This is a genomic window from Amycolatopsis rhabdoformis (genome assembly GCF_035918295.1).
Lineage (GTDB): Bacteria > Actinomycetota > Actinomycetes > Mycobacteriales > Pseudonocardiaceae > Amycolatopsis > Amycolatopsis rhabdoformis.
On record NZ_CP142149.1, the window covers coordinates 7,122,485 to 7,145,714 of the forward strand.

Consider the following 23,230-nt stretch of genomic DNA (forward strand, 5'->3'; position numbering starts at 1 on the left):
AGCGGATACCGCTGTCCGTAGTCGTCACGAAGCGATCACCGCGCGTCTTCGAAAGTCATGCGCACACGGTGGCGCGGCGCCGGTCCGGGCGCAACCACCCACGCCCGGAGCCCGCACCCGACTCACGGCAGCAGTGTCGTGACGAACTTGTAGCGGTCGCCGCGGTACACCGAGCGCGCGAACTCCACCGGCTTGCCGTCGGTGGCGAACGAGTGCCGCGTCAGCATCATCACCGGCATGCCGACGTCCGCGCCGAGCATCTCGGCTTCCTGCGGGCCGGCGAGCGACGTCTCGATCGTCTCCTCGGCGCGCAGGAGCTCGACGCCGTAGTGCTCACGGAGCACTGCGTAGAGCGACCCTCCGGCGGAAATGTGCTTGCGCAGCCCGCGGAAGCGCCCGAGCGGCAGGTGCGTCGTCTCCAGCGCCATCGGCTGGGAATCGGCCAGCCGCAAGCGGCGAAGGCGAAGAATCTTCGCACCCTGGCGGATCGCGAGCAGTTTCGCGAGTTCGCCCTCCACGGGCAATTCCTCGAGTTCGAGCAGTTTCGACGACGGCTTCAGACCCTGCTTGCGCATGTCCTCCGTGTACGACGAGAGCTGCAGCCGCTGCGCGAGCTTCGGCTCGGCCGCGAACGTGCCCTTCCCTTGAACGCGGTGCAAGCGCCCTTCGGCCGTCAGGTCGGCCAGCGCCTGGCGCACGGTGGTGCGCGACACGGTGAACTCGCCCGCCAACGCCCGTTCCGTCGGGATCGGCGAACCCGGCGGCATCGCGTCCAGCAGATCGAGCAGGTGCTGTTTCAGCGCCCAGTACTTGGGTTCGCGCTGCCCGCGCACACCCGCCGTCCCCGCCTCACTCGCGGGGGATGTCTCCAACATGACCGGCTCCCTCAGCTTTCCCTCACTATCGCGCCACTTCCCCGTCAAGAAACGTACCCTTCACCACAAACGCTCCGCCCGGCTAGCATTGGTCTAGACCTGAACGCACGCCGCTCGGCACACCCGGGGCTCCGGTCCCGGCGGAGAGGAAAGTGATGACCCAACAACGTCCCGGCGAGCACATGGCCGCGGAAATCTCGGAGCAGCCTGCCGTACTGGCCGGGCTCGTCGAGCGGCAGGGGGAAATAGCCGACGTAGCTGAAAAGATTTCACAAAAGCCGCCCCGATTCGCTTTGCTCGCCGCCCGGGGTTCGAGCGACCACGCCGCGTTGTATGCGAAATACCTGATCGAGGTACTCCTGGGTCTTCCCGCGGGGCTCGTGTCACCCTCCACCGCCACGCTCTACGGCGCCCGGCCGGACCTGCGCGACGTGCTCTTCGTCACCGTGAGCCAGAGTGGCGGCTCGCCGGACCTCATCGAGGTCACCGAAGCCGCCCGCCGCCAGGGCGCGCTCACGGTGTCGGTCACGAACACGCCGGACTCGCCGCTGCGTGCGGCGGCCGAGCTGGGCGTGGACATCGGCGCCGGCGTGGAGAAGGCCGTCGCTGCGACGAAGACCTACTCCTCGACCCTGCTGGCGCTGTACCTGTTCATCGACGCGGTACGCGGCGGCAAGGCGGAGGACGCGCAGAAGCTCGGCGAGCTCGCGCAGCAGACGCTCGACGGCGCGGCCGAAGGCGTGCAGCGCGCGGTGGACCGCTACCGCTTCGTGGACCGCGTGCTCACCACCGGCCGCGGCTACTCGTACGCGACCGCGCTCGAGGGCTCGCTGAAGCTGGCGGAGACGAGCTACCTCGCCGCCCGCGCGTACAGCGGTGCAGACCTGCTCCACGGCCCGGTCGCGGCCGTCGACGGTGAGACCGCCGTGCTCGCGGTGACCAGCGCCGGCCACGGCGGCTCGGCGATGGGCGAGGTGCTCGAGGCCGTCGGCAAGCGCGGCGCCGACGTGCTCGCGGTCGGCTCGGCCTCGGCCGACGTGCCGGCGGCGCTGCGGATCCCCGTGGCACCGACGGCCGAGGAGCTCGCGCCGATCCTGGAGATCCTGCCGATCCAGCGCATCGCGCTCGGGCTTTCGCTCGCGCGCGGCGGCGACCCGGACAGCCCGCGCGGGCTGCTGAAGGTGACCAAGACCCGGTGAGCCTGGTCGTCGGCGTGGACGCCGGTGGCACGTCGACGCGAGCGATCGTGGTCGACGCCACCGGTGCGGTGCTCGGCTCCGCCACGGCCGGCGGCGCCAACCCCAACTCGCACCCGCCCGCCGAGGCCGCCGCCCGCATCGCCTCGGCGATCGAGACGGCGCTCGGCGGGCGGACCGGCGTGCGCGCCGCCGTGGTCGGGCTGGCCGGGGTGAGCAAACTGTCGGATCCGGCCGTCGCGGCGGTGTTCGCCCAGGCGTGGCAACGGATCGGGCTGGCCGGTGCCGTTCGGACGGTGGCCGACGCCGAGGTCGCCTACGCCTCGGCGACCTCGGCCCCCGACGGCACGGTGCTCGTGGCCGGCACCGGCTCGATCGCGGGCCGCATCCGGGCCCGGCGCATGACGGGCACGGCCGGCGGCTACGGCTGGCTGCTCGGCGACGAGGGGTCGGCCTTCTGGCTCGGGCGCGAGGCCGTGCGCTCCACATTGGAGGCGCTCGGGCGCGGGCCCGAGCTCGGCGGACTGGCGGCCGCGGTGCTCGCCGAGGCGTTCGGTCCGTCCGCTGTGGACGCTCGCGAGGGCGCGCCTGAGGCCGCTCTCGAGGTCCGCCGTGAACCACTGACCGATTCGGACCGCACCCGATTGGACAATCGCGATTTCCCCAATTCGCCTGTCACGGAAGCGAATCGGCTGGGCACCGCGCGTGCGCTCATCACGAAGGTCAACGCCGAGCCGCCCATCCGGCTGGCCCGGTTCGCCCCGCTCGTGAGCGCGGCGGCGGCCGCCGGCGAGCCGGTCGCGGACGAAATCGTCACCCGAGCGGCCGAGCTTCTGGTCGCCACGGCCCTCGCCACGCGCGACCCGGGCGAAAAAACTCCCGTGGTGCTCGTGGGCAGCGTCCTCACGGGAACAGGGCCGGTGGGCCCGCTCGTGCGCGCCGGGCTGGCCGGCCTCGACGTGCTGACCAGCTCCGACGGAGTGCTCGGGGCCGCCTGGCTGGCCGCCGTGGACGCGTGGGGAGAGGCGGCGGCACGGCCTTCGGGAAGGTGAATGCGACCAAAACCTGGTTCGAAGTGCTCAAACCGTCGACTCAACCCCTCCGGTCCGGGTACCGTAGGCATCGGCCCCCGGACCCTCCCCCTCGCCGGGGGCCGCCTTATGTCCCGGGTCGGTTTTCCGAACCCGGTTCCGGCGCGAGCCGCAGGCCCGGGTGGTCGGCCGGCAGCGCCCGGTACAGCACCCAGCCGCTCACCGCCACGGTCGCCGCGACCAGGGGCCACGAGAGCGCCGTGCGCGCGATGCCGAGAGCCACCACCTGCCCGGCCCACCACAGCAGGCCGTAGACCACCACGCGGATCAGGTACTGCAGCACCCACACCCAGCTCGCCCACGAGTAGGCGCGCAGCAACGCGGGGTCACGGCGCCAGCGCGTCTTCTGTCCGATCAGGAGCCCCACGATCAGGCCCAGCAGCGGCCAGCGCACCACGATGCTGGCCGCGAAGAGCAGGGCGCTCGCGGCGTTGGAGAGCAGCTGCAGCAGGAAGAAGTCTTCGGCGCGGCCGGTGTGCAGCGCGATCAGCGCCGCGATCACCACCGCCGCGAGGCTCACCACGACCGCGCGGGCCTTGTCGCCGCGGATCACCCGGTAGGCGCCGAGCACCACGGCGACCCCGATGGCGATGATCGCGCCCCACGAGATCGACTGCCCGGTGGCCAGCCAGCCGACCACGAAGGCCGCGGGCGGGATGCTGGCGTCGATCGCCCCTCGGCGGCCGCCGAGGATCTGCGCGAGCGACTCGCGCGATGGCGTCGTCTCGTCCGTCACATCCCCAGCCTGCCGGAAGCCGTGGTGGGCGTCCCGCGGCGGGAGACCTTCGCCACACAGCGTGTCCGGTCAGTGCTCTTCTGAGCGGTTCGTCACCCAGGTTCGAGGTGAAAATCGCGTAATACACGCGCGCGAGGATCCGACAAGATAAGAGACTGTGACTTCCGGCTGAACCAGGGGTGGCTGCCGGGAAGGATACGGGGACGTCCGATTGTTAGTTGTGGTGTACAACTTAACGCGGGGTTAGCGCGGCTGGACGGGAAAGGGGATCCCAGCGTGTACGGAATCGACAGTTACGTGGCGATCGGTGACAGCTTCACCGAGGGCCTCAACGACGGGCTGCCTGATGGCTCATTCCGGGGCTGGGCCGACCGGCTCGCCGACCTGCTGGCCGCGGGCCGGCCGGACTTCCAGTACGCCAACCTGGCGCTGCGCGGCAAGATGATCGACGAGATCATGGACGAGCAGCTGCCGATCGCGCTCGAGCTCAAGCCCGACCTGGTCACGCTGTGCGCCGGCGGCAACGACGTGATCGTGCCGGGTGCCGACGTCGACGCCATCGCGGCCCGCTTCGAGGCCGGCGTGGCGAAGCTGCGCGAGGCCGGGATCCCGGTCGTGATCTTCAACGGTCCCGACACCAAGGCGCTCTCGGTGATGAGCGTGCTGCGCGGCAAGATCGGCATCTACAACACGGACCTGTGGGCGATCGCGGCCCGGCACGGCGCGAAGATGGTCGACCTCTGGACCATGGAACCGCTGCACGACCGGCGGGCCTGGAGCGACGACCGGCTGCACTTCACGCCCGACGCGCACCGCCGCATCGCACTGCTGACCGCCGAGGTGCTCGGCGTGCCGGTGACCGAGGACTGGCGCGAGCCGTACCCGCCGAGCACCGAACCGGCCACGTGGATCACGTCGCGCCGCTCGGACCTCAACTGGACCAAGGTGCACCTGCTGCCGTGGATCCGCCGCCAGCTCAAGGGCGAGTCCATGGGTGACGGGCTGTCACCGAAGCGCCCGCAGCTCTCGCCGCTGGTGCAGGCGGAGGCCGCCGCGCTGGAGCTCGACCTGCGCGACTTCCAGGACAACGCCACCGCGTCCTGACGCCGGGTGTGCCCTTCGGGTGAGAGCCACCCGAATGGCACGCCCGACCAGGTCGCCAACGGGCCGTGACCGGCCTATGGTCCCTTTATGTCCGGTGCTCGCGCTTGGCTGCGCCTGATCCCCGTCGCGGTGCTGGTCACGGCCGTGCTCGCGGGCGTCACCATCTGGGTGCGGGCCGACGGGATCGAGGGCGACCTCGCCGGACGATCACGCTCCGCGCTCGCCGCCGCCGGAATCCGCGGCGGCGACGTGTCGTTCTCGGGCCGCACCGCCACGCTCTCGGGTTTCCCCGCGGAGCAGGCCGGGCGCGCGCTGGGGATCGTCCAGGGCGTGGAAGGGGTCGAGTCCGCGCAGGTGTCCGGCGGGGCGGCCGCGGTGCCGCCGTCGGTCACGTCCGCGCCGCCGACCACCACCACGAGCCCGCCGCGCAGCAGTTCGAGCGCGCCGCCGAGCACCACGTCCTCGGCGCCGCCGACCGACCGCGCCGGGGTGCAGAAGGAGCTCGACGCGCAGCTGGCCGAGGCGCCGATCGAGTTCAAGCCGAACACCACACAGCTCACGCCGGAAGGCACGCAGGCCGCGCGCGATGTCGCGAAGCTGCTGAAGAGCGCGCCGGCCTCCCTGCGCTACCGGATCACCGGGCACGTGGCCGAGGGGCCGGGCGGGCGCGCGTCGGCGGTCCGGCTTTCGCAGAGCCGGGCGCGCGTGGTCGTGCGGCTGCTGACCGCCGGCGGGGTACCCGCGAACCGGCTGCTCGTGCGCGGCACGGGCACCGCTGCGCCGGGCGAGGGTGGGGACCGGCGCGTCGAGATCACGGTCGAAGAGAGGTGATGGCGGATGCTCTGGCTCTTCGGGCAGATCTGGCTCTGGCTGCTGGTCGCGTTCCTGCTGGGGGCGCTGGTGATGTGGCTGATCATGCGGGTGGGGCGGCCGAAGCGGGCCGCGGAACCGGCGCGGGCGGCTGCTGATCCGGGGGCGTTCGGGGCTGCCGGGACTTCGGCGGCTGCCCGGACCTCGGGGACCTTGCCGGTCGCGGCCGAGGAACCGAGCGAAGCCGAGCGGACGCAGTACATCCCTGTGACGGCGTACGACTACAACGAGCAGCCCGAACGGGTGTACAACGACTACCCCGAGGTGGACCCGGACGAGCCGTACGCCCCGGACGAGCCCTCGGGCCACCGGATCGGGCGACTCCCCGACCCCGAGCCGCACCTGTCGGGTGACCTCAACTGGCCCGCCGAGAAGGATCCGGCGGACTCGGTGGACCAGTGGCCGCACGACGACGAGCCCCACGAGTCCGCGCCGCGCCGACCTGGGCGAGGTGGCTGACACCCACCTGGTAAGTTCGGCTACGCACTGTGAGCAGCGGTGTGCGCGGGAGCCGTGAGCCTCTCGTCGAGGTTCGCGAGGTCAGGAGGTCCGATGGCGCTCCCGCACTGGACGCCGCAGAACCTGCTGCCCCCGGGCCGTCACCAGGCCGATCTCGCCGATGTCTACGAGCGGCTGGTGTTCGACGCCCCGCACCAGAACGATCGCGAGATCCTCTTCAGCGCTCTCAACAGCTACCTCGGCGTGGCCCGGCGCGTGATGTCGTCCGGCCGGGCGTGGATCGGCGGCGCGTTCGTCACGCGCACGAGCCACCCGCCGCGCGGCCTCGACGTGGTGCTGCTGCCCGACGAGTGGGGTGCGCTCAAGCGGCTCGACGACGGCGGGCGAACGGCTCTGTACGGCCTGCTCACGCTGCGCGGGGTGATCGTCGGACAGCCCGCGATGTACCTCGAGCAGGTGCAGCCGGTGGGCGGGATGCTCGACGGGTTCCTGTGCCGTCCCGGTGACGAGGACGTGTGGGAGACCGTGTGGGCCGAGGGCGGCAAGGGGTTCCCGGAGATGGTCTGGTGAGGAACGAGTTCCGGCGCATCGCCGACGAGATCCCCGGCGGCACCTGGCTCGACGACCTCGCGCGCGCGTCAGCGATGGCGGCCAACGCGAAGTTCGAACGCACGTCGCGCTCGCCGCTGCTGCACGTGTCGGTGATCGGCGAGACGCACATCGACGCGTACACCTTCTCCGACATCAGCCGTGCGCTGCAGGACGCGACGGCGAAGATCGGGCACATCATCCGCAACCCGTCCAACGAAGTCACCTTCGTGCAGCAGGCCGACCGCGACAAGGCGCCGCTGATCCAGAAGGGCCAGGCGGGCAACGCGATCTTCTTCGGCTTCCCGGAGCCGGCGCTGGACGACGCCCTGATCCACGACGGCATCGAGACGCTGTCCGAGCGGGCGGTGAAGGAGCTCTGCGACTTCCTGCCCGCCAACGGCTCCGACGACGGCGCGCTCGACGCCGTGCTGCTGCAGCGCGACACCGTGCGCAACGCGGTGAGCGACATCGTGAACGCCGTGAGCAAGCACGCCGGCATCGGCATGGCGCTCACGCCGACGGCGGGCGAGTACGTGACGCGCAGCGTGACCACCGAGCAGGCCCGGATCCTGCGTGACAGCCTGCGGGAGTCGCGCGAGGCCGTGGGCTACGAGACCGTGAGCGGGCGCCTCGACGGCGTGCGCACGCGGCGGCGGATCTTCTACCTCGAGCGCGAATCCGGCGGCACGATCCAGGGTGCCGTGGCGGAAGACCTGCTCGACCAGATCAAGGAGAACCTCGACCGGCCGGTGACCGCGCGCCTGCGTGTGGTCCGGACGACCACGATCGACGGCCGCCGCGGCCGGCCCGTGCACGAGCTTCTCGAGATCACGCCCGAAGTGAGTCTGTTCGACCACTGAATTCCGGCGATCGGTGCGGTTATGCATTTCGCCGATATTTTGTATACGTGGCGCATGCTGCCTGGGGTTTTTAGGCCGTTGTGCCCGAACCGCCAGGTCACTCGCTGGATCGTGGGATGGTAAATGACCAGTGTTCGGTGTGCGCGGTGAATAGATGACGTTTTCTGCTATGTAACGATTTCGCCTTCTACAGGTCGACGTGGGTTAACGTCGTCGCACTTCGACCCGGAAGGCCCCCACGCATGACCTCCCCCGACCCGCGGCACCAGCCTGCCCCCGCGCGCCACGGCCGCTCTTCCGGACGTGCCCCTGGACGGCCTGCCGCGCCGCCGGGAGGCGGGCCACGGGGTGGTGCGCAGGGTGCTGCCGAGCCGTTTTCCGACGAGGCGCGCGACGGTTTCGGTGGCGGTTTTTCGGAGTCCGGTGGCCGCGCCGGCGCGGATTCGGGCTCAGTTCGGGGCGCTTCTGCCGATTCCGCGGCACGGCTTGCCGGGCCCGGCGATTCGGGAGCCTGGCGAGTGGCGTCGGGTGACTCGGCGGCGCGCGGCGGACCGGCCGACGCGAGTGCGCGTCGCGCCGGCGCGGGCGACTCCGGTGCTCGACGCGCGGACGCCGCCGGCCCTGCCGCTCGCGCCGGCGGACCGGCTGAACCGGGTGCCCGTCGTGGCGGTCCGGCCGATCCCGGCGGGCGCGGTGGCCGGCACGGCGAAGCCGCGCACCGCGGCACCGAACCGGGCGGCCGCGGCCCAACGGACTCCGGCGCCTGGCGAGCCGAACCCGCCGCGTCGGCGCACCGCGGCGGCTCGGCGGACTCCGGCTCCTGGCGCGTGATCCCGCCCGACCCCCGCACCGCCGCCGCACCCGGCGGGGTCTTGCCGACGCCGCCGAACCGGACGGCGCCGAAGCCGAAGCCGAACGTGCTCGGGATCGTCGGCCTGGTGCTCGGCCTGGCGGCGATCGGGGCCGCGTTCGTGCCGGACTACGGGTACGTGGCGTGGCCGTTGGCGGGCATCGGGCTGGTGCTCGGGATCGTGGGCACCGTGCAGGCCGCACGCGGCAAGGCGGGCGGGCGGGGCATCGCGGTGACGGCGGTGATCGTCGCGGTGGTGGCGGGTCTGCTGTCGGCCACGGTGGTGCTGTTCCCCTCGGTGTTCGGCACCAGCAGCGCCGGCGACCTGCACATCCCGCCGACCTCGGGCGACGAGCACAACGTGGACTTCGTGGTGACGTCGGCCGGCGGCGCGACCGTGCGCTACGGCACGCTCAACGACCAGCGCACCGAATCGGCTCCCGCGAGCACCGACCAGTGGCACGGCCACGGTTCGTTCAGCGGCGGCACCCCGATCCTCACGCTGACCGCCGACACCGCCAACGCGAGCGTGGTGAACCAGATCTCCTGCTCGATCCTCGTGGACGGCCAGTCCGTGGCGAGCAGCAGCGGCTCCACGATCGCACTCTGCACGGCCAACGTGGGCTGAGCCTGCGCTCGGGCTGCCGCGGCCGGACGGGCGGCGGCAGCTCACTCGCCTCGATCCGGTTCGCCTGATGGTTCGCCCGCGCTGACTCGCCGAAACCTGTTCACCGGCGCCTGCCCGGCTACGCGCCCACCGGGGGCCTGGCGGCCGGCCGGCCTACCCCCAAGTCGGCCGGCCAACCGCCACCGAGCCGCTCCTGGCGGCTCTTCCGAGCCCGCCGCACACGACTGCGGACCCGCGGCGCCGGCTTCACAGCCTTGCCCCTCCCCTAGGGCTCCCCCGACACCGCCTACGACCCTACGCGGCGAGGGTGGCCCGACGCTAAGAAACCACTAAGTATGCCCAGCCAGGGTATCCCCGACCTGCGCAAACACGGGTGAACACTGTGCAAGAAACTTCTTGCCAAGATCTCCCGAGCCGGTCTTCACCGGGCGCCGAGCAGGTTCAGTCCAGTTCCGCGGCCTCGGCCTGGATCTCCGGTACCTGCCCCGGATTCACCCGCCCGTAGAGGGCCGCCGCCAGTGCGTACTGCTCCCGCGCCAACCGGGCCGTCTCCGGGGAGGCGCGCAGGATTCGCGCCAGGGTGACCCGCAAGATCGCCTCGTGCAGCACGAACCCCCGGCCCTGCGCGAGATCGATCCCCTCCCACGCGTAGCGCGAAGCCATCACCGGGTCGCCCAGCCGCTGCGCCAGATCGGCCAGGTTGTTCAACGACACCACCGCGTAGCTGTCGTTGCCCAGCGACCGGTCGATCGCCAGCGAAGCCAGCTCGTGGGCCACCGCCTCCTCGAAGCGGCCGGCGCGTTTCTCGGTCTCGGCGCAGTTGTTCAGGGCCTGACCGCGCAGCTCGAGATCGCCGGTGCGTTCGGTTTCGGCGACGGCCTCCAGGAGCCGGGAGATGGCTTCGTCGTGGCGGGAGAGCAGCGACAGCATGCTGCCGAGGTGGATGTTGGCGACCGTGACGGCTCGTTTGTCGCCGAGCTCGGTGGCGAGGTCGAGGGCGCGTTCGGCGTCGACGGGACAGGCGTTGGGCAGCTCGAAGGTCAGGGCGATGGCGCAGCGCGAGATGAGCATCCAGCACTGGCCGAGGATTTCGCCGGACGCCTCGGCCGCGGCCAGGCCCAGGTCCACGAGCCGCGTCCACTCGCCGAGCAGCGGGCAGACGACGCGGTACGTGTGCGACACCCGCGCGAGGCGCCAGACGTCGCGGTACAGGGCGGCGTCGTAGGCGGCGTCCAGCACGGCGAGGAGGTTGGACCACTCGGCCTCGAACCAGTCCTGGGCCTCGTCGAACGTCAGCAGATCCGGCAACGCGGCCGGCGGCAGGAGGTCCGTGAGGTCGAGCGGATCGACGATGCGCAGCATCCGGCGGCGCGCGGTGTCCGACGCGGCCTGGTAGAAGCGCACCGCCCGCACCAGCACGACCGCCGCACTGTCCAGTTCGGACGAAGCGAGCTCACGCAGGTACAGCCGCACCAGGTCGTGGGGAGCGAAGACGTCACGGGCGATTTCGGTGAGCAGGTTGTGGGCCGCAAGCGTGCGCAGGGCGCGGCGCGCGCGGTCCACCGGCATCGCACCCACGGCCGCCGCCAGGTGCGGGCCGACGCGGCGCGCCGGCAGCACCCCGAGCTGCAGCAGCAGCCGGGCCAGGTCGGGCGGCAGGCCGCGGAACGAGACGTCGAACGCGGCGCGCACGCCGTCGTCGCCGGCGCCGTCGACTTCGAGGGCCGCGAGCCGGGTGCGTTCGTTGTCGAGCTCGTCCACCAGGTCCTGCGCGGTCCACTGTGGACTTGCCGACAGCCGCGCGCCGGCGATGCGCAGCGCCAGCGGGAGGTAGCCGCACAGCCGGGCCAGCGCGTGGTTCAGGTCGAAGTCGGCGGGGCCGGCCAGCTCTTCGATCACGCGCACCGCGTCGTCGGGCGCCAGCGTGCCGAGCACGCGCAGGCGGGCCGCGTTCGACACGGCCAGGCCTTCGAGCTTCGAGCGGCTCGTGACCACGGTCATCGACCGCGAACCGGGCGGCAGCAGCGGCCGCACCTGCTCGGCCGAGCGCGCGTCGTCGAGGAGCACGAGCATGCGGCGGCCCGCGATGAGCGAGCGGTACAGCGCCACGCGTTCGTGCAGCTGCTCCGGCACCTCACCCGTGGCCACACCGAGGCCGAGCAGGAACTGCGTGAGCAGCTCGGCGGGCTCGATCGGCGCGTGGCGCGGGTCGAAACCGTGCAGCGAAGCGAACAACACCCCGTCCGGGAAGCGCGCGGCCGCGCGGTGCGCCCACCACACCACCAGCGCGCTCTTGCCGACGCCGGCGGTGCCGGACACCACGGCGACGGTGCTCTCACCGGTCTCCGCCAGGCCGTCGAGCCACGCCAGTTCGGCCTCGCGGCCGGCGAGCGACGGCACCGCGGCCGGCAGTTGTGAAGGCGCTTTCACCGGCGCCGCGGCCTCGGGCACCGCGACGTCCAGATCGTCGTTGAGCACGCGCTCGTGCAGCCAGCGCAGATCGCCGCCGGGCTCGACGCCGAGCGTGCGCAGCGTGGCGCGGGAGACGGTGCGGTACAGCTCGAGCGCGTCGCCGCGGCGCCCGGCGTAGTACAGCGCGCGCATGAGCTGCCCGGCCGTGCGCTCGGCCAGCGGGTCGGCGCGCACGAGCGGGCTGAGTTCCACGATGAGCTCGTTGTGCCGGCCCAGCTCCAGATCGGCGTCCACGCGCGCGCCGTGGACCGCCAGGCGCAGGTCGTCGAGCTCCGGCGCGCGCACGGAATCGGGCACGCCGGCCAGCGCCGGTCCCCGCCACAGCGCCAGTGCCTCGCCCAGCAGCGTCGACGCCTGCTCCGACGGCTCCAGCACGGCCCGGTCCAGCAGCGCCTTCGCGCGGTGCACGTCGATCCGCTCCGGGTCCACGGCCAGCTGGTAACCGGGCGGGCTGGTGAGGATCTCGGCGACCGGATGACCACCCATGTCCCGCAGCACCCGGCGCAGGTGTGACACGTTGCCCTGGACGATCGTGCGCGCGGTCGCGGGCGGGTCGTGGCCCCACAGCGCGTCGATGATCTCCTCGAGCGGCACGACCTTGCCGACCTTCAGCGCCAGCAGCGCGAGCAGCCCTTTCACGCCCGGACCGCCGATGGAAACTGCACGTGCACCGTCGAGCAGCGTCACGGGTCCGAGCAGCTGCACGTGCGCGCCCGCGTTTTCGCCCATGCTCGCGCGCACCTCCCCGGGTCTGCTCCGGCGTCTCCCCCGCCAGGAGGGACAACCTACCGTGGTGAAGAGCGGACAGACACAACTCTTTCGTGAACTCCACACGCCGGACACCCACGTGTCAGTCGGTGTTTCACCGGCTGTGCGCACGGTTTTCCCGCCCGAGCAGCGGCCGTAGCCCGAATGTCGTAACCGGCCTACCCCCGAACGCAACGAATCCGGCCCCGCACCATCAGTCCCGATCTGATGGTGCGGGGCCGGACTCGGTGACGTCGACTGGGCCGCCAGGGGGCGCGGTCCACCCGACCTCAATGCCATCCGGGTCAGCCGGGGGGCTCACCCCGAGCGAAGAACCCGAACTGCCTCGGACAGCGTCTCCGCGGCGGACCCACGAGGCCCGTGCGGAGTGGCGACAAAGTAACAGGGCGCACATCCGCGGCTACGGGCGACCCACCGCGGTGCGGTGGTAACGCTCGTCACCGTCGCACCGGGGTGCTGTCGCGGCCGGCGATGAACGACGGCCGGCGGCCACTGGCCGCGAAGGGATCCTGCAGCGCGTTCTCCACGCTGTTGAACACCACGAAGATGTTCGAGCGCGGATACGGCGTGATGTTGTTCGACGACCCGTGCATCATGTTGGAGTCGAACCACAGCGCCGTGCCCGCGGTGCCGGTGAACTGGTCGATGCCGTACTCGGCCGCCATCTTCGTGATGTCGTCCTCGTTCGGCACGCCCACGCGCTGGTCCTTCAGCGAGCTCTTGTAGTTGTCGTCCGGCGTCTCGCCCACGCACTGCACGAACGTGCGCTGCGAGCCCGGCATGACCATGAGCCCGCCGTTGTACGGGTAGTTGTCCGTGAGCGCGATCGAGCAGCTGACCGCTCGCGGCGTGGGCATGCCGTCCTCGGCGTGCCACGTCTCGAAGTCCGAGTGCCAGTAGAACCCCGTGCCCTTGAAGCCGGGCATGTAGTTCACCCGGCTCTGGTGCACGTACACGTCGGACCCCAGCATCTGCCGCGCCCGGTCGAGCACCCGCGGATCCCGCACGAGCTCCGCGATGAGCTCCGAGATCACGTGCACGTCGAAGATCGACCGCACCTCACCGGTCTTCGGCTCGGTGATCACCCGCTCGTCGGCCCGCAGTCCCCGGTCGGAAGACAGCCGCACGAGCTCCTGCCAGTACGTCTGGACCTCACCGGGCGAGAGCAGGCCTTCGTCGACGGTGTAGCCCTTGGCCTCGTGGTTGGCCAGTGTCGCGGCGTCGATCGGGCCGTCTGCCTCGGTACCCCACACAGTGGGGTGCACGCGCGGAAGTTGCTCCGGCGTACCGGTGATCCGCGTCGGGTATCCGTCTCCGACCCGGGTGTCCGTCAGTGTCACAGTTGCTCGCCTCCTGGTTCTCGCGTTCGTTCGGCGTGGTGGTCGCGGCAGCAGTCGGGAAGGCTCAGGCGGTTTCTTCGGTGATCAGCGGGTACACGCCGTTCTCGTCGTGCACCTCGCGGCCGGTCACCGGCGGGTTGAACACGCACACGCACTTGATCTCGGTCTTGGGCCGGACCTGGTGCTTGTCGGCGTCGTTGAGCACGTAGATGGTGCCGGGCGCCAGCGGGAAGACCTCACCGGTCGCCTTGTTCTCCACCTCGCCCTCGCCGGAGGTGATGAACACCGCCTCGATGTGGTTGGCGTACCAGAAGTCGTTCACCGTGCCCGCGTACAGCGTGGTCTCGTGCACCGAGAAGCCCAGCCCGTCCTTGGCCAGCATGATGCGCTTGCTTCGCCAGTTGGGCGTCTTGATGTCGGCGTCGGTGTCGGTGATCTCGTCCAGCGTGCGGACCAGCAAAGGTCGCTCCTTTACCTCGGGGATGGTTACTTGAGAACGGCCGCGATCGAGTCGTTGATGATCGCCAGGCCTTGCGTGAGCTCGTCGTCGGTCAGGGTCAGCGGCGGCAGCAGCTTCATGACCTCGCCGTCGGGCCCGGAGGTCTCCATCAGCAGGCCGCGCTGGAACGCTTCCTTGCACACGGCGCCGGCGAGGTCGCCGTTGGCGAACTCGATGCCACGGGCCAGGCCGCGGCCCTTCGCCACCAGGTTGGCGTCCGGGTAGGCCTCCACGATGTCCTTGAAGGCGGCGGCGATGCGCTCGCCCTTGGCCTTCGTGGACTTCTCGAGCTCGTCGTCGCTCCAATAGGTGTTGATCGCCTCGGTGGCGGTCACGAACGCGGGGCTGATGCCGCGGAACGTGCCGTTGTGCTCACCCGGCTCCCACACGTCGAGCTCGGGCTTGATGAGCGTGAGCGCCATCGGGAGGCCGTAGCCGCCGATGGACTTCGACAGGCAGACGATGTCGGGCTTGATGCCCGCGTCCTCGAAGCTGAAGAACGGGCCGGTGCGCCCGCAGCCCATCTGCACGTCGTCGAGGATGAGCAGGATGTTGTGGCTCTCGCACAGGTCCGACAGGCCCTTGAGCCAGGCCAGCCGCGCGGCGTTGATGCCGCCCTCGCCCTGCACGCCTTCCACGATCACGGCGGCGGGCTCGTTGAGGCCACTGCCGGAGTCTTCGAGCAGCTTCTCGAAGTAGAGGAAGTCGGGGATCGTGCCGTCGAAGTAGCGGTCGTACGGCATCGGCGTGGCGTGCACGAGCGGGACGCCCGCGCCACCGCGCTTCATCGAGTTGCCGGTGACCGACAGCGCGCCCAGCGTCATGCCGTGGAACGCGTTGGTGAAGTTGATGACCGACTCCTTGCCGGTCACCTTGCGGGCGAGCTTCAGCGCCGCTTCCACCGCGTTCGCGCCACCGGGGCCGGGGAACACGATCTTGTAGTCGAGGTCGCGCGGCGCGAGGATCTTCTCCTTGAACGCCTCGAGGAAGTCGCGCTTGGCCACCGTGTACATGTCGAGCGCGTGGGTCACGCCGTCGCGCTGGATGTAGTCGATCAGCGCGGCCTTGAGCTTCGGGTTGTTGTGGCCGTAGTTCAGCGCACCGGCACCCGCGAAGAAATCGAGGTAGGCCTTGCCGTCCTCGTCGTACAGCCAGCTGCCCTGCGCGCGGTCGAAGACGACCGGCCACCCCCTGCTGTAACTGCGGACTTCCGATTCGAGCTCTTCGAAGATGCTCATGACGTTTCTTTGCTCCTACTCGCCCCGAAATTGACGGCTTAGTGACGGATCAACGGCCCGATGCGGTAAAGGTCTTCAGGCTGGTGCCCACCTTCGCCGTCTTCCGGGAAATCTCCGGCTTCGAACAGCCGACTGCTCTCCAGTTCGGCGTTCCACCGCTTCGCGAACGACGCGAAGAGGCGGATCGAAGCCTCGTTGTCAGGGGTGATCGTGGTTTCGAGAAAACGCACCCCGTTGTCGACCAAGCGGGCGTACAAGGCGTCGAGCAGCTGCCCGGCCAGGCCTTTCCCGCGCTGTGAAGAGTCGACCGCGACCTGCCACACGAGCGCGACGTCGGGCTCGGACGGCTTCCGGTAGGCGATGACGAAACCCACCGCCTCACCGTCGACCCGGGCGACCACCGAACTCTCCGCGAAATCGCGACACCACAGCAGGTATGCGTACGGAGAGTTGAGATCAAGCTTCTGTGAATCGCGCGCGATTCGCCAGAGGGCGGCGCCATCGGCCTTGGTCGGGGTTTCGATCAAGTGCTTTCCGGACATACTCAGGAAACGTAACAGAGAATTTTCACGCCGCCAGCGACGCACGCCACCCCCACCCGCCTCACCTGCGGGGACGCGGTTACCCCGGTGAGGAGCCCCACAAACACGTTTGATCGACTGGGCTTCGGGGCAAGACGTGGGCCTGGACCGCCCACGTCGGCGAGCGGCCCTGCACTCCCCCGACCATGACGCTTCCGGCGTTCGTGCGCAAGGCGACGAACCCAGCCGCTGCTCGGACGGCGCGTCCCGGCGGTGATCGGTCAGCTGCGGTGGGTGAGCTCGCGCCGGTCGGCCCGCGGTTGGGCGTTCGGCGTGCTTCGGGAGCTTCGCGTGTGGTCGGCACGCCGGGTGCGCCGACGCAGCGCCGCGAGGGGTGTCCAGAAGGCCGGCAGCACGAGCAGGAGCACCACGAGCAGCCACCACACCGGCGCCTCGCCGCGGCGCCAGCCCGCCACCACCGCGCCGAGCCAGCCGAACAGCGGCTGTGCCAGCGGCGGCAGGAACGCGGCGAACAGCAACGCCGCCACCACGAGCACGCACAGCAGCGTGAGCACCATGCGCCACGTGCGTTTCAGCGTCAGCAGGCTCACCAGGAGGAACACGATCGCGCCCGCCGCCACCGGCGGGCCGACCCACTGCAGCACCTGGCCGCCGTTGCCGCCGAGCACCAGCCCCGCCACGGCCGTGACGGCGGCCGCGACGAGGTTCCACGGCCGGCCGAGCTTCGTCGCGCCCTGCGTGACCCACCACGCGCTGCGCCCGGTCGCCTGCGCCACCTTCGCGGCGGGCTGCAGCGACGTCGGCACGCGCGTGGCACCCGCGGCGGCGTTGAGGCCCGTCGCACCGGCCTTCACGAGCGTTTTGGTGAGCAGCACCGTGCCGCGTTCGCCTTCGAAGCGTTCGGCGGAAACCTGGCAGGCCTGGAAAGCGCGCTGCGTCGCGGCGGCGTCGGCGGGCGGGGTCGTCATGATCTTGCGGAAGGGTTCCGACGGTTTGCCGTTGCCCTCCTTGGCGTCTTCGGCCGCGCGCTGCGCGACGACCGGCAGCTCCTCCCGCGCGATCTCCAGCTGACGGCCGCGCGCCAGCACCATCGCCGTGACCGGCAAGCTCGTCGGCAGGTCGTCGCTGAACGCCACTTCACCCAGCTGCGCGTCGAGGCCCAGGAACGCGAGCTCCTCGCCGAGCTGCGCGACCAGCGACGCCACGTCGGCGGCCGGCACGTTGTCCGCGGCGCTCGGCAGCTGCCAGCCGACCGCGGTGAACGCCTCGCGCACCTCGGTCCGGAACGCCTCCGGGCCCACGACGTTGCGCAGCACCCGCAGCCGGTGCGGATCGAGCAGGCACTGCACGAGCCAGCCGACGGCGTCGACGCGGCCCCACAACCAGTCGTTCGCGCGCCAGGAAGCCTTGTAGAACGCACCGAAGTAGTCGGCCTGCAGGCCGGTGAGCTTGTCCCAGCCGCGCTGCCGGCCGAAGTCCAGCAGCGTCCGGGAATCGGCGCTGACCTGCACGAGGTCCACGCGCTGGTCGACCGACGGCGGTTGCGCGAGCAGGCCGCGGGTGGCGACGTGGAGCAGGATCAGGCGGGACATCAGCTTGCGGTTGTCCGTCGAGGCGGTGGTGCCGGGACCGTCGGAAGTGCCGGGGCTGTCACCGCTTCCGGCACCATCGGAACCGGCGGAGCTGCCGGGGTTGTCGGGGCTGTCGGGGTTGCCGGGGTTGCCGTCAATGCCGCCACCGTCGGCGTTGTCCCCGGCCAGGCCGAACCAGCCGACGAGCGTCGTCACGGTGTCCACGGCCTCGGCCACCAGACCGGCGACCTCGGTGCCCAGCTCGGGTCCCGGAGCTTCCGCCGGAACCGGTTCCTGACCGCTCACCTTCAGCACCGCCGCGGTCGCCAGCGGATCACGCGCCAGCTCGCGCAGCACCGGCGCCGCGTCGGACAGCGCGCCGGTGACCATCGGCCACGCTTCGCGCAGCGCGTCGGATTTGCCCAGCTGTGCCCATTCGTGCGCGAGTTGCGCGATCCAGTCGGCCGCTGAGACACCCGCGGCCGGCGGTTCGTGTTTCGCGATCCACGGCGTGATGCGGATGCCGCGCGCGGCCTTGCCGCGCGCCGCGTGCAGCCGGGCGCGCACGCCGTTCAGCGTCTTGGCCTGCTGCTCGTCGGGGCACAGGTGGAACGCGGCGTTCACCAGCTGAAGGCCCGTGGCGACGGAGTCGTCGAGCGCCGTGGTGCGGAACGCGGCGAGGTCCTCCACGTGGCACACCGCGCCCGGTGCCTTCGCCGGCATGCCGTTGCGCAGTCCCTCGGCGGCCACCGCGCGCAGTTCGGTCGACATCCCCTTGGCCCAGCCGGGATCTTTGCTGTCCTCAGTGGACAGCGCGTAGTACCGCGTGGCCGTGCGCACCAGCTCGGCCGCGTCCTCGGCCACGCGCCGCTCCAGGTAGGCGGCCATGATGCGGTCGTCCACGAGCCGGCCACCGCGAAGACCCAGTGCGGCCAGGGAAACGCGGGTGTCGCGGGTGGCGACCACGGCATCGTTGTGCGCGGTGAGCTCTTCCAGGTCGGCGCTGATGGTCTGGTTGATCACCGTGGACACGACCTTGGCCAGCGCCGCGCCCAGCAGCGGCGGGTTCGCCGGGTTCACCGGCACCGCGGCGGCCTCGGCTTCCACGGTGGGCACCACGTAGAGCAGCAGCCGCCGGACGTCCGAGGAGGAGGACAGCTCGAAGATCTCCCGCAACGCCGGGCGCAGCGGTTTGTTCACGAGCACGCCGCCGTCGGTGAGCCAGTGCGAGCGCGTGAGCTCGGTGTAGGCGGTCATGTCCGGGTGCAGACGGTCGGCGACGGCGGGCCCGACCGGCAGGCGCGAAAGCTCGAAGGCGCCGGGGAACGAAGCGGTGGAGCGGGCGGCCAGCGCGAGCGGTGCGGTGACCCCGCCGTTCCACAGTGGACCGGTGAAGCGGAACAACATCCGGTGCTCGGTGTCGCGGATGAGGTTGCCGAGCGCGTCGTCGTAGCGCACGGTCTCGCCGTCGATCATCGTGCCGGGCAGCAGCAGGGTCACGTCCGGCGGTTCGGTGGCCGTGGTGCCGCCGCCGACGATCGTGCGGAACGCGCCGTCGAGATCACCCAGGAACCGGTCGCCGTCGAGCAGCGAACGCGGCTGCGCCTCCTTCGGGTCCCGGATCAGGTTGGTCAGCGAACCGTCGGCCAGCAGCACGTCGCGCAGCGGCGCCGGCGACGACCGGAACGCCTCGGCCAGGCCGAGCCCCGCCGCGCCGACCCCGCCGGCGCTCGTGCCCGTGAGCACGTCGAGGCGCACCTTCGCGCGCAGCAGGTCGAGCAGCTTGCGGTACCCGCCACCGTCCTCGGGCGAGCGCGAAGCGTGCAACAGCGCCGACGTTTCGGTGGCCACCCCGCTCATCCACACGGCCAGGCTCGCGCCCCCGACCATGGTCATCGCGAGCCGGATCTCCTGCGGCCACGGAGCCGCTCCCTCGCCCATGCCGAACCCCTCGCCGTGCCGTTGCGGACGGCGCAACCCTAGCGCCGGGGTCAGGCCGCGAGGTGCTCCAGCAGGAGAACTTGGCCCTCTCCTACCAAAAACCCGAGTACGGCGCCCGTCGCGATGAGGATCCACTCATCCTGCTGGAACGCCGGGCGCAGCAACTGCTCGAACTCCTCGGGCGAGAGCTCCTTCATCTTGGTGACCAGCACGTTGCGGATGTCCATCGCGTCGGTGGCGTAGTCCTCGATGTAGCGCATCGTCTCGGGCAGGCGCGCCATGATCTGCTCGGAGATCGCGAACTTCACGTCCTGGTAGCGGCGGCTGCCGATGGCGAACACGAGCAGCGGCTTGGCGACGTTCGCGGCGCGGCCGATCTCCACGTCGAGCTGCCGCTGGATCAACGCCAGCACCCGGTCGGACAGCGGCCCCTGCAGGATCGCCTGGATCACGTTGTGCGGTGTGATGATCTCCTTGGCGATCAACGCGCCGTACGCCTCGGCCACCTCCGCGCGCCGCTTCAGGAACAGGCCCTGCCACTGCACTCCGAAGTACCGCTTCGGTTCGAGCGGGTAGAAGATCATGCGAAGCGCGAGCCAGTCGGTGAACCAGCCGGTGAACAGGCCGAAGACCGGCATGATCAACGGGAACTTGAACAGCACCCAGGCGATCATCTGGATCACGCCGATCGCGCCGCCGAACACCAGTCCCGAGCGCGCGATGAACTTGAACTCCTGCTCACCGGCCTCCTGGAAGATCCGGTTGAGCAGGCGCTTGTCCTTCACCAGGCTGGTGACCACCATGCCCTTGAGGTCGAACACACTGTCCACATCGGACTTGATGAGCTCCAGCACCGCCTTCACCATGTGCGGCGACTCGGTCTGCACCCGTTGGATCACCAGCCGCTGCACGCCCACCGGCAGTGATTCCCACAGCCCCGGCTGGTAGTGGCCGGCGACCTCGCGCACGATGTCCTCGACCGCGGCTTCGAGCGGCTTGGCGATCTCCTGCGCGATCCGGTCGGCGTCGAGGCGCGCGACGATCTCGGCCGGCTTGATCAGCTGCTCGGTCATCGTGTCGCACGCGATGCTCGCCATGCGCGCCGCGCGTTTGGGCACGATGCCCTGCCAGCCGAAGACGGGCTTGATCCCGAGGAACTCCACGGGCTGGAACATCATGCGGATCGCCACGAGCTTCGTGCCGTAGCCGATGAGGGCGGCGACGACCGGGATCGAGACGTACAGCGGCCAGTGGCGGGCGAAGTCGTCGAGCAGGCCCGAGAGGAACGCGCCCACGCTAGCCGAGGCTCGGGTCGCAGGCCTGCCAGAACTGAGCGCCGAGCCGGGAGATGTGCACGGTCCGGCGGATCACCTTCACCCGCTTCACCTGCTTTTCCACCTCGCGCACGGTCTCGTCGGTCAGGAGGATCTCGTACTGCGTCTCCAGCGCCGGCACCGCTTCGTCGAGGTCGACCAGACCGAGGCCGATCAGCCGCGTGAGGTAACCGGGCACCTGGTCGGGCAGCGACACCCCGGCGGCCTTGCCGACGGTCGAGGCGTTGCGCAGCACGACCCGGCCGGCGGCGCCGAGGCTCGTGCGCTCGGCGACGTCGATGGCCGGGAACGGCGAGCCGTCGGACAGCGCGGCGAGGATGCGCGCCTCGTCGGGCGTGAGCTGGCGCAGGATGATCGCGTACAGGTACTCGCGCGCCCGGTCGCGGCCGAAGCCGATGGAGTGGTTGAGCAGCTCGGCCATCGCGGCGCGCAGCGGCTCTTCGTGGTCGCGCGCGGGCACGAGCGTCACGGTGGTCTCGACCGCGTGGCCGCTTCCGTTGCCGCGGTTCATGGCCGACGCGGCGGTGAGTGCCGCGTGGTAGGGGTCGTCGACCTCGTCGAGCCGGCGGCGCAGCTCGCTGAGCAGGCTGCGCTCGACCTGCCGGATGCCGCGCTCGGCCTGGTCGAGACCGGGCAGCTTGCGCGTGAGCCCGAACCCGGCGCGCGCGGCCCAGCCCGCCAGTTGGCCGGCGCGACGGGCCATGGTGGCCACGTCGTCGACCGAGCCCCGGCCGTTCGGTCGCTGACTGTCCACAGGCGTGCTCCCCTCGTGTTCCGCGCTGATGCTACCTGCGGGTAGGCAATCTGGCGTGGTGTTGGATGGCGCGCATGACCGCGCCGCACTGGGGACCGCCGATCGACGTCCTCCCGCTGTTCGCCCGCGAGGAACAAGCCCTGGTCAGCGTGCTCACGGACCTCGACGCGAGCCAGTGGGCCGCGCCGACCGCGTGCCCCGGCTGGACCGTGCACGACGTGGCCGCCCACATCCTGGGCGACAAGCTGGGCCGGCTGTCCCGCGACCGCGACGGCTACCACGCCTTGGAGCCGAACGACGGCGAGCCGTTCCCGGCGTTCCTGCACCGGATCAACGACGAGTGGGTGCGCGCGTGCCGCCGGCTCTCGCCGGAGGTGCTGTTCGCGCTGCTCGTGGACAGCACGGCGCAGCTCACCGACATGTTCAAGCGCCACGACCTCGACGAGCTGGGTGGGCCCGTGACCTGGGCCGGCCCGGAGCCGGCGCCGCGCTGGCTCGACGTGGCGCGCGAGTACACGGAGCTGTGGGTGCACCAGCAGCAGATCCGCGAAGCCGTGGGCGCGCCGCTGCTCGACGACGCCGAGTTCCGGGCCCCGGTGGTGGACACCTTCATGCGCGCGCTGCCGCACACCCTGCGCGCGGTCGAGGCGCGCAGCGGCCGGCAGGTCGGCTACACCGTGACGGGTCCGAGCGGGGGCCAGTGGACCGCCCGAGCTTCGGCGTCCGGCTGGTCGCTCGACCGCGGCGCGCCTTCGTCACGCAGCCCGCTGGCGTCGGTGACCACGGACGCGGACACCTTCTGGCGGCTGTGCACGCGCACGGTGAAGCCCGCCGACGTGGCGGAGCGCGTGACCGTGAAAGGCGACGAAAGCGTGTGCGCGACGATGCTCGAAATGGTGTCCGTAATCGCGTGAAACGGGGGCCGCAAGCGTTTGCGGCCCCCGTTTTGGCACAAGTCTCCTCGGTGGATGTCCCGGCCCCGGCGCACACACCGGAACCGCGACATTCACGTCACGCCGCGCAGCTCACTTGCGCAGGCGCTTGCTCTGCTTCCGCAGCTGCATGATGCGGGCACCGCCGACCAAGGCGATCACCACCATGCCGCCGAGCGCCGCCAAGAGCATCGCGATGCCGATGGGCAGGCTGCCCGACATGCCGAGGAAGTTCACCGTGACGCTGTTGAGGTTCTGCAGGATGAACACCAGCAGGAACGCCAGCAGCACGATGGCCACGATCGCCGACACCCACGCGCCGCTGACCCGGGTGGGCCGTTTCGTCGAGGGGGTAGTGGTGGTGGTCGCGGCCGGATCGGTCGTGATCGGATCGGTCCCGGGCACTTCGACACCCGGCACCTCGGGGGTCCCGGGGTTCACGGCCCCGGTTGTGTGGTCACTTCGCGCATGGGACATGCCTTGATTGTCCGCCCGCGGCTAGCACAACGCCGGTTCTGAAACCCTAACGGGTGAGTACCGGTGTTTCAGCGCTTGAGCCTTTATCAAGCTTCAGGTCGA

At 70.8% G+C, this 23,230-nt stretch carries 20 protein-coding genes; 9 read left to right on the forward strand and 11 right to left on the reverse strand.

The window, feature by feature from the left end:
* Positions 1 to 122: 122 nt before the first annotated feature.
* On the reverse strand, positions 123 to 875 hold the full coding sequence (locus VSH64_RS32810; RefSeq protein WP_326566619.1) for a GntR family transcriptional regulator: 753 nt from the start codon (positions 873 to 875) through the stop codon (positions 123 to 125).
* Between the two features lie 155 nt (positions 876 to 1,030).
* On the opposite strand from VSH64_RS32810, the gene VSH64_RS32815 reads away from it, so the two are divergent.
* Positions 1,031 to 2,074 carry an SIS domain-containing protein gene (locus VSH64_RS32815; RefSeq protein WP_326566620.1) on the forward strand — a complete coding sequence of 348 codons (1,044 nt, stop codon included), beginning with the start codon at positions 1,031 to 1,033 and terminating at the stop codon, positions 2,072 to 2,074.
* The gene (locus VSH64_RS32820; protein WP_326566621.1) at positions 2,071 to 3,123 is read left to right on the forward strand and encodes an N-acetylglucosamine kinase; all 1,053 of its coding nucleotides are present in this window, start codon (positions 2,071 to 2,073) and stop codon (positions 3,121 to 3,123) included. Before VSH64_RS32815 ends, VSH64_RS32820 begins: the two co-directional genes overlap by 4 nt.
* A gap of 106 nt (positions 3,124 to 3,229) precedes the next feature.
* Here VSH64_RS32820 and VSH64_RS32825 read toward each other — a convergent pair whose 3' ends face one another.
* Positions 3,230 to 3,898 (reverse strand): DUF3159 domain-containing protein, encoded by a 669-nt coding sequence (locus VSH64_RS32825; RefSeq protein WP_326566622.1) that lies wholly within the window; start codon positions 3,896 to 3,898, stop codon positions 3,230 to 3,232.
* Between the two features lie 276 nt (positions 3,899 to 4,174).
* On the opposite strand from VSH64_RS32825, the gene VSH64_RS32830 reads away from it, so the two are divergent.
* The 6 genes from VSH64_RS32830 to VSH64_RS32855 all read left to right on the forward strand — a co-directional run bounded on the left by VSH64_RS32830 (position 4,175) and on the right by VSH64_RS32855 (position 9,260).
* Complete coding sequence (locus VSH64_RS32830; RefSeq protein WP_326566623.1) at positions 4,175 to 5,002, forward strand: SGNH/GDSL hydrolase family protein; 828 nt, start codon at positions 4,175 to 4,177, stop codon at positions 5,000 to 5,002.
* 87 nt (positions 5,003 to 5,089) lie between these two features.
* Entirely contained in the window at positions 5,090 to 5,833 is a 744-nt protein-coding gene (locus tag VSH64_RS32835; RefSeq protein ID WP_326566624.1) for an OmpA family protein, read from the forward strand.
* Between the two features lie 6 nt (positions 5,834 to 5,839).
* A complete protein-coding gene (locus VSH64_RS32840; protein WP_326566625.1) occupies positions 5,840 to 6,331 on the forward strand; it encodes a LapA family protein in 492 nt (163 codons plus the stop codon).
* 93 nt (positions 6,332 to 6,424) lie between these two features.
* On the forward strand, positions 6,425 to 6,901 hold the full coding sequence (locus tag VSH64_RS32845; RefSeq protein ID WP_326566626.1) for a DUF6932 family protein: 477 nt from the start codon (positions 6,425 to 6,427) through the stop codon (positions 6,899 to 6,901).
* Positions 6,898 to 7,782, forward strand: coding sequence for a hypothetical protein (locus tag VSH64_RS32850; protein ID WP_326566627.1), 885 nt, complete (start codon positions 6,898 to 6,900; stop codon positions 7,780 to 7,782). Before VSH64_RS32845 ends, VSH64_RS32850 begins: the two co-directional genes overlap by 4 nt.
* Before the next feature lie 518 nt (positions 7,783 to 8,300).
* A complete protein-coding gene (locus VSH64_RS32855; protein WP_326566628.1) occupies positions 8,301 to 9,260 on the forward strand; it encodes a hypothetical protein in 960 nt (319 codons plus the stop codon).
* Between the two features lie 441 nt (positions 9,261 to 9,701).
* On the opposite strand, the gene VSH64_RS32860 is transcribed toward VSH64_RS32855, so the two are convergent.
* The 8 genes from VSH64_RS32860 to VSH64_RS32895 all read right to left on the reverse strand — a co-directional run bounded on the left by VSH64_RS32860 (position 9,702) and on the right by VSH64_RS32895 (position 21,719).
* Positions 9,702 to 12,461: an AfsR/SARP family transcriptional regulator gene (locus VSH64_RS32860; protein ID WP_326566629.1), complete on the reverse strand. Its 2,760-nt coding sequence runs from the start codon at positions 12,459 to 12,461 to the stop codon at positions 9,702 to 9,704.
* 476 nt (positions 12,462 to 12,937) lie between these two features.
* The gene (thpD, locus tag VSH64_RS32865) at positions 12,938 to 13,840 is read right to left on the reverse strand and encodes an ectoine hydroxylase (RefSeq protein ID WP_326566630.1); all 903 of its coding nucleotides are present in this window, start codon (positions 13,838 to 13,840) and stop codon (positions 12,938 to 12,940) included.
* A gap of 64 nt (positions 13,841 to 13,904) precedes the next feature.
* A complete protein-coding gene (locus VSH64_RS32870) occupies positions 13,905 to 14,300 on the reverse strand; it encodes an ectoine synthase (RefSeq protein ID WP_326566631.1) in 396 nt (131 codons plus the stop codon).
* A gap of 26 nt (positions 14,301 to 14,326) precedes the next feature.
* On the reverse strand, positions 14,327 to 15,577 hold the full coding sequence (ectB, locus tag VSH64_RS32875) for a diaminobutyrate--2-oxoglutarate transaminase (protein ID WP_326566632.1): 1,251 nt from the start codon (positions 15,575 to 15,577) through the stop codon (positions 14,327 to 14,329).
* A gap of 38 nt (positions 15,578 to 15,615) precedes the next feature.
* Positions 15,616 to 16,119, reverse strand: a complete 504-nt coding sequence (gene ectA, locus VSH64_RS32880) for a diaminobutyrate acetyltransferase (protein WP_326566633.1) — start codon at positions 16,117 to 16,119, stop codon at positions 15,616 to 15,618.
* A 260-nt stretch (positions 16,120 to 16,379) separates the two neighbouring features.
* Entirely contained in the window at positions 16,380 to 19,631 is a 3,252-nt protein-coding gene (locus VSH64_RS32885) for a patatin-like protein (protein ID WP_326566634.1), read from the reverse strand.
* Between the two features lie 50 nt (positions 19,632 to 19,681).
* Positions 19,682 to 20,926, reverse strand: coding sequence for a DUF445 domain-containing protein (locus tag VSH64_RS32890; RefSeq protein ID WP_326566635.1), 1,245 nt, complete (start codon positions 20,924 to 20,926; stop codon positions 19,682 to 19,684).
* A gap of 1 nt (position 20,927) precedes the next feature.
* Positions 20,928 to 21,719, reverse strand: a complete 792-nt coding sequence (locus VSH64_RS32895) for an Abi-alpha family protein (RefSeq protein WP_326566636.1) — start codon at positions 21,717 to 21,719, stop codon at positions 20,928 to 20,930.
* A 74-nt stretch (positions 21,720 to 21,793) separates the two neighbouring features.
* On the opposite strand from VSH64_RS32895, the gene VSH64_RS32900 reads away from it, so the two are divergent.
* Positions 21,794 to 22,633, forward strand: a complete 840-nt coding sequence (locus VSH64_RS32900; protein WP_326566637.1) for a maleylpyruvate isomerase family mycothiol-dependent enzyme — start codon at positions 21,794 to 21,796, stop codon at positions 22,631 to 22,633.
* Between the two features lie 111 nt (positions 22,634 to 22,744).
* Here VSH64_RS32900 and VSH64_RS32905 read toward each other — a convergent pair whose 3' ends face one another.
* Entirely contained in the window at positions 22,745 to 23,092 is a 348-nt protein-coding gene (locus VSH64_RS32905) for a LapA family protein (protein ID WP_326566638.1), read from the reverse strand.
* Positions 23,093 to 23,230 lie beyond the last annotated feature (138 nt).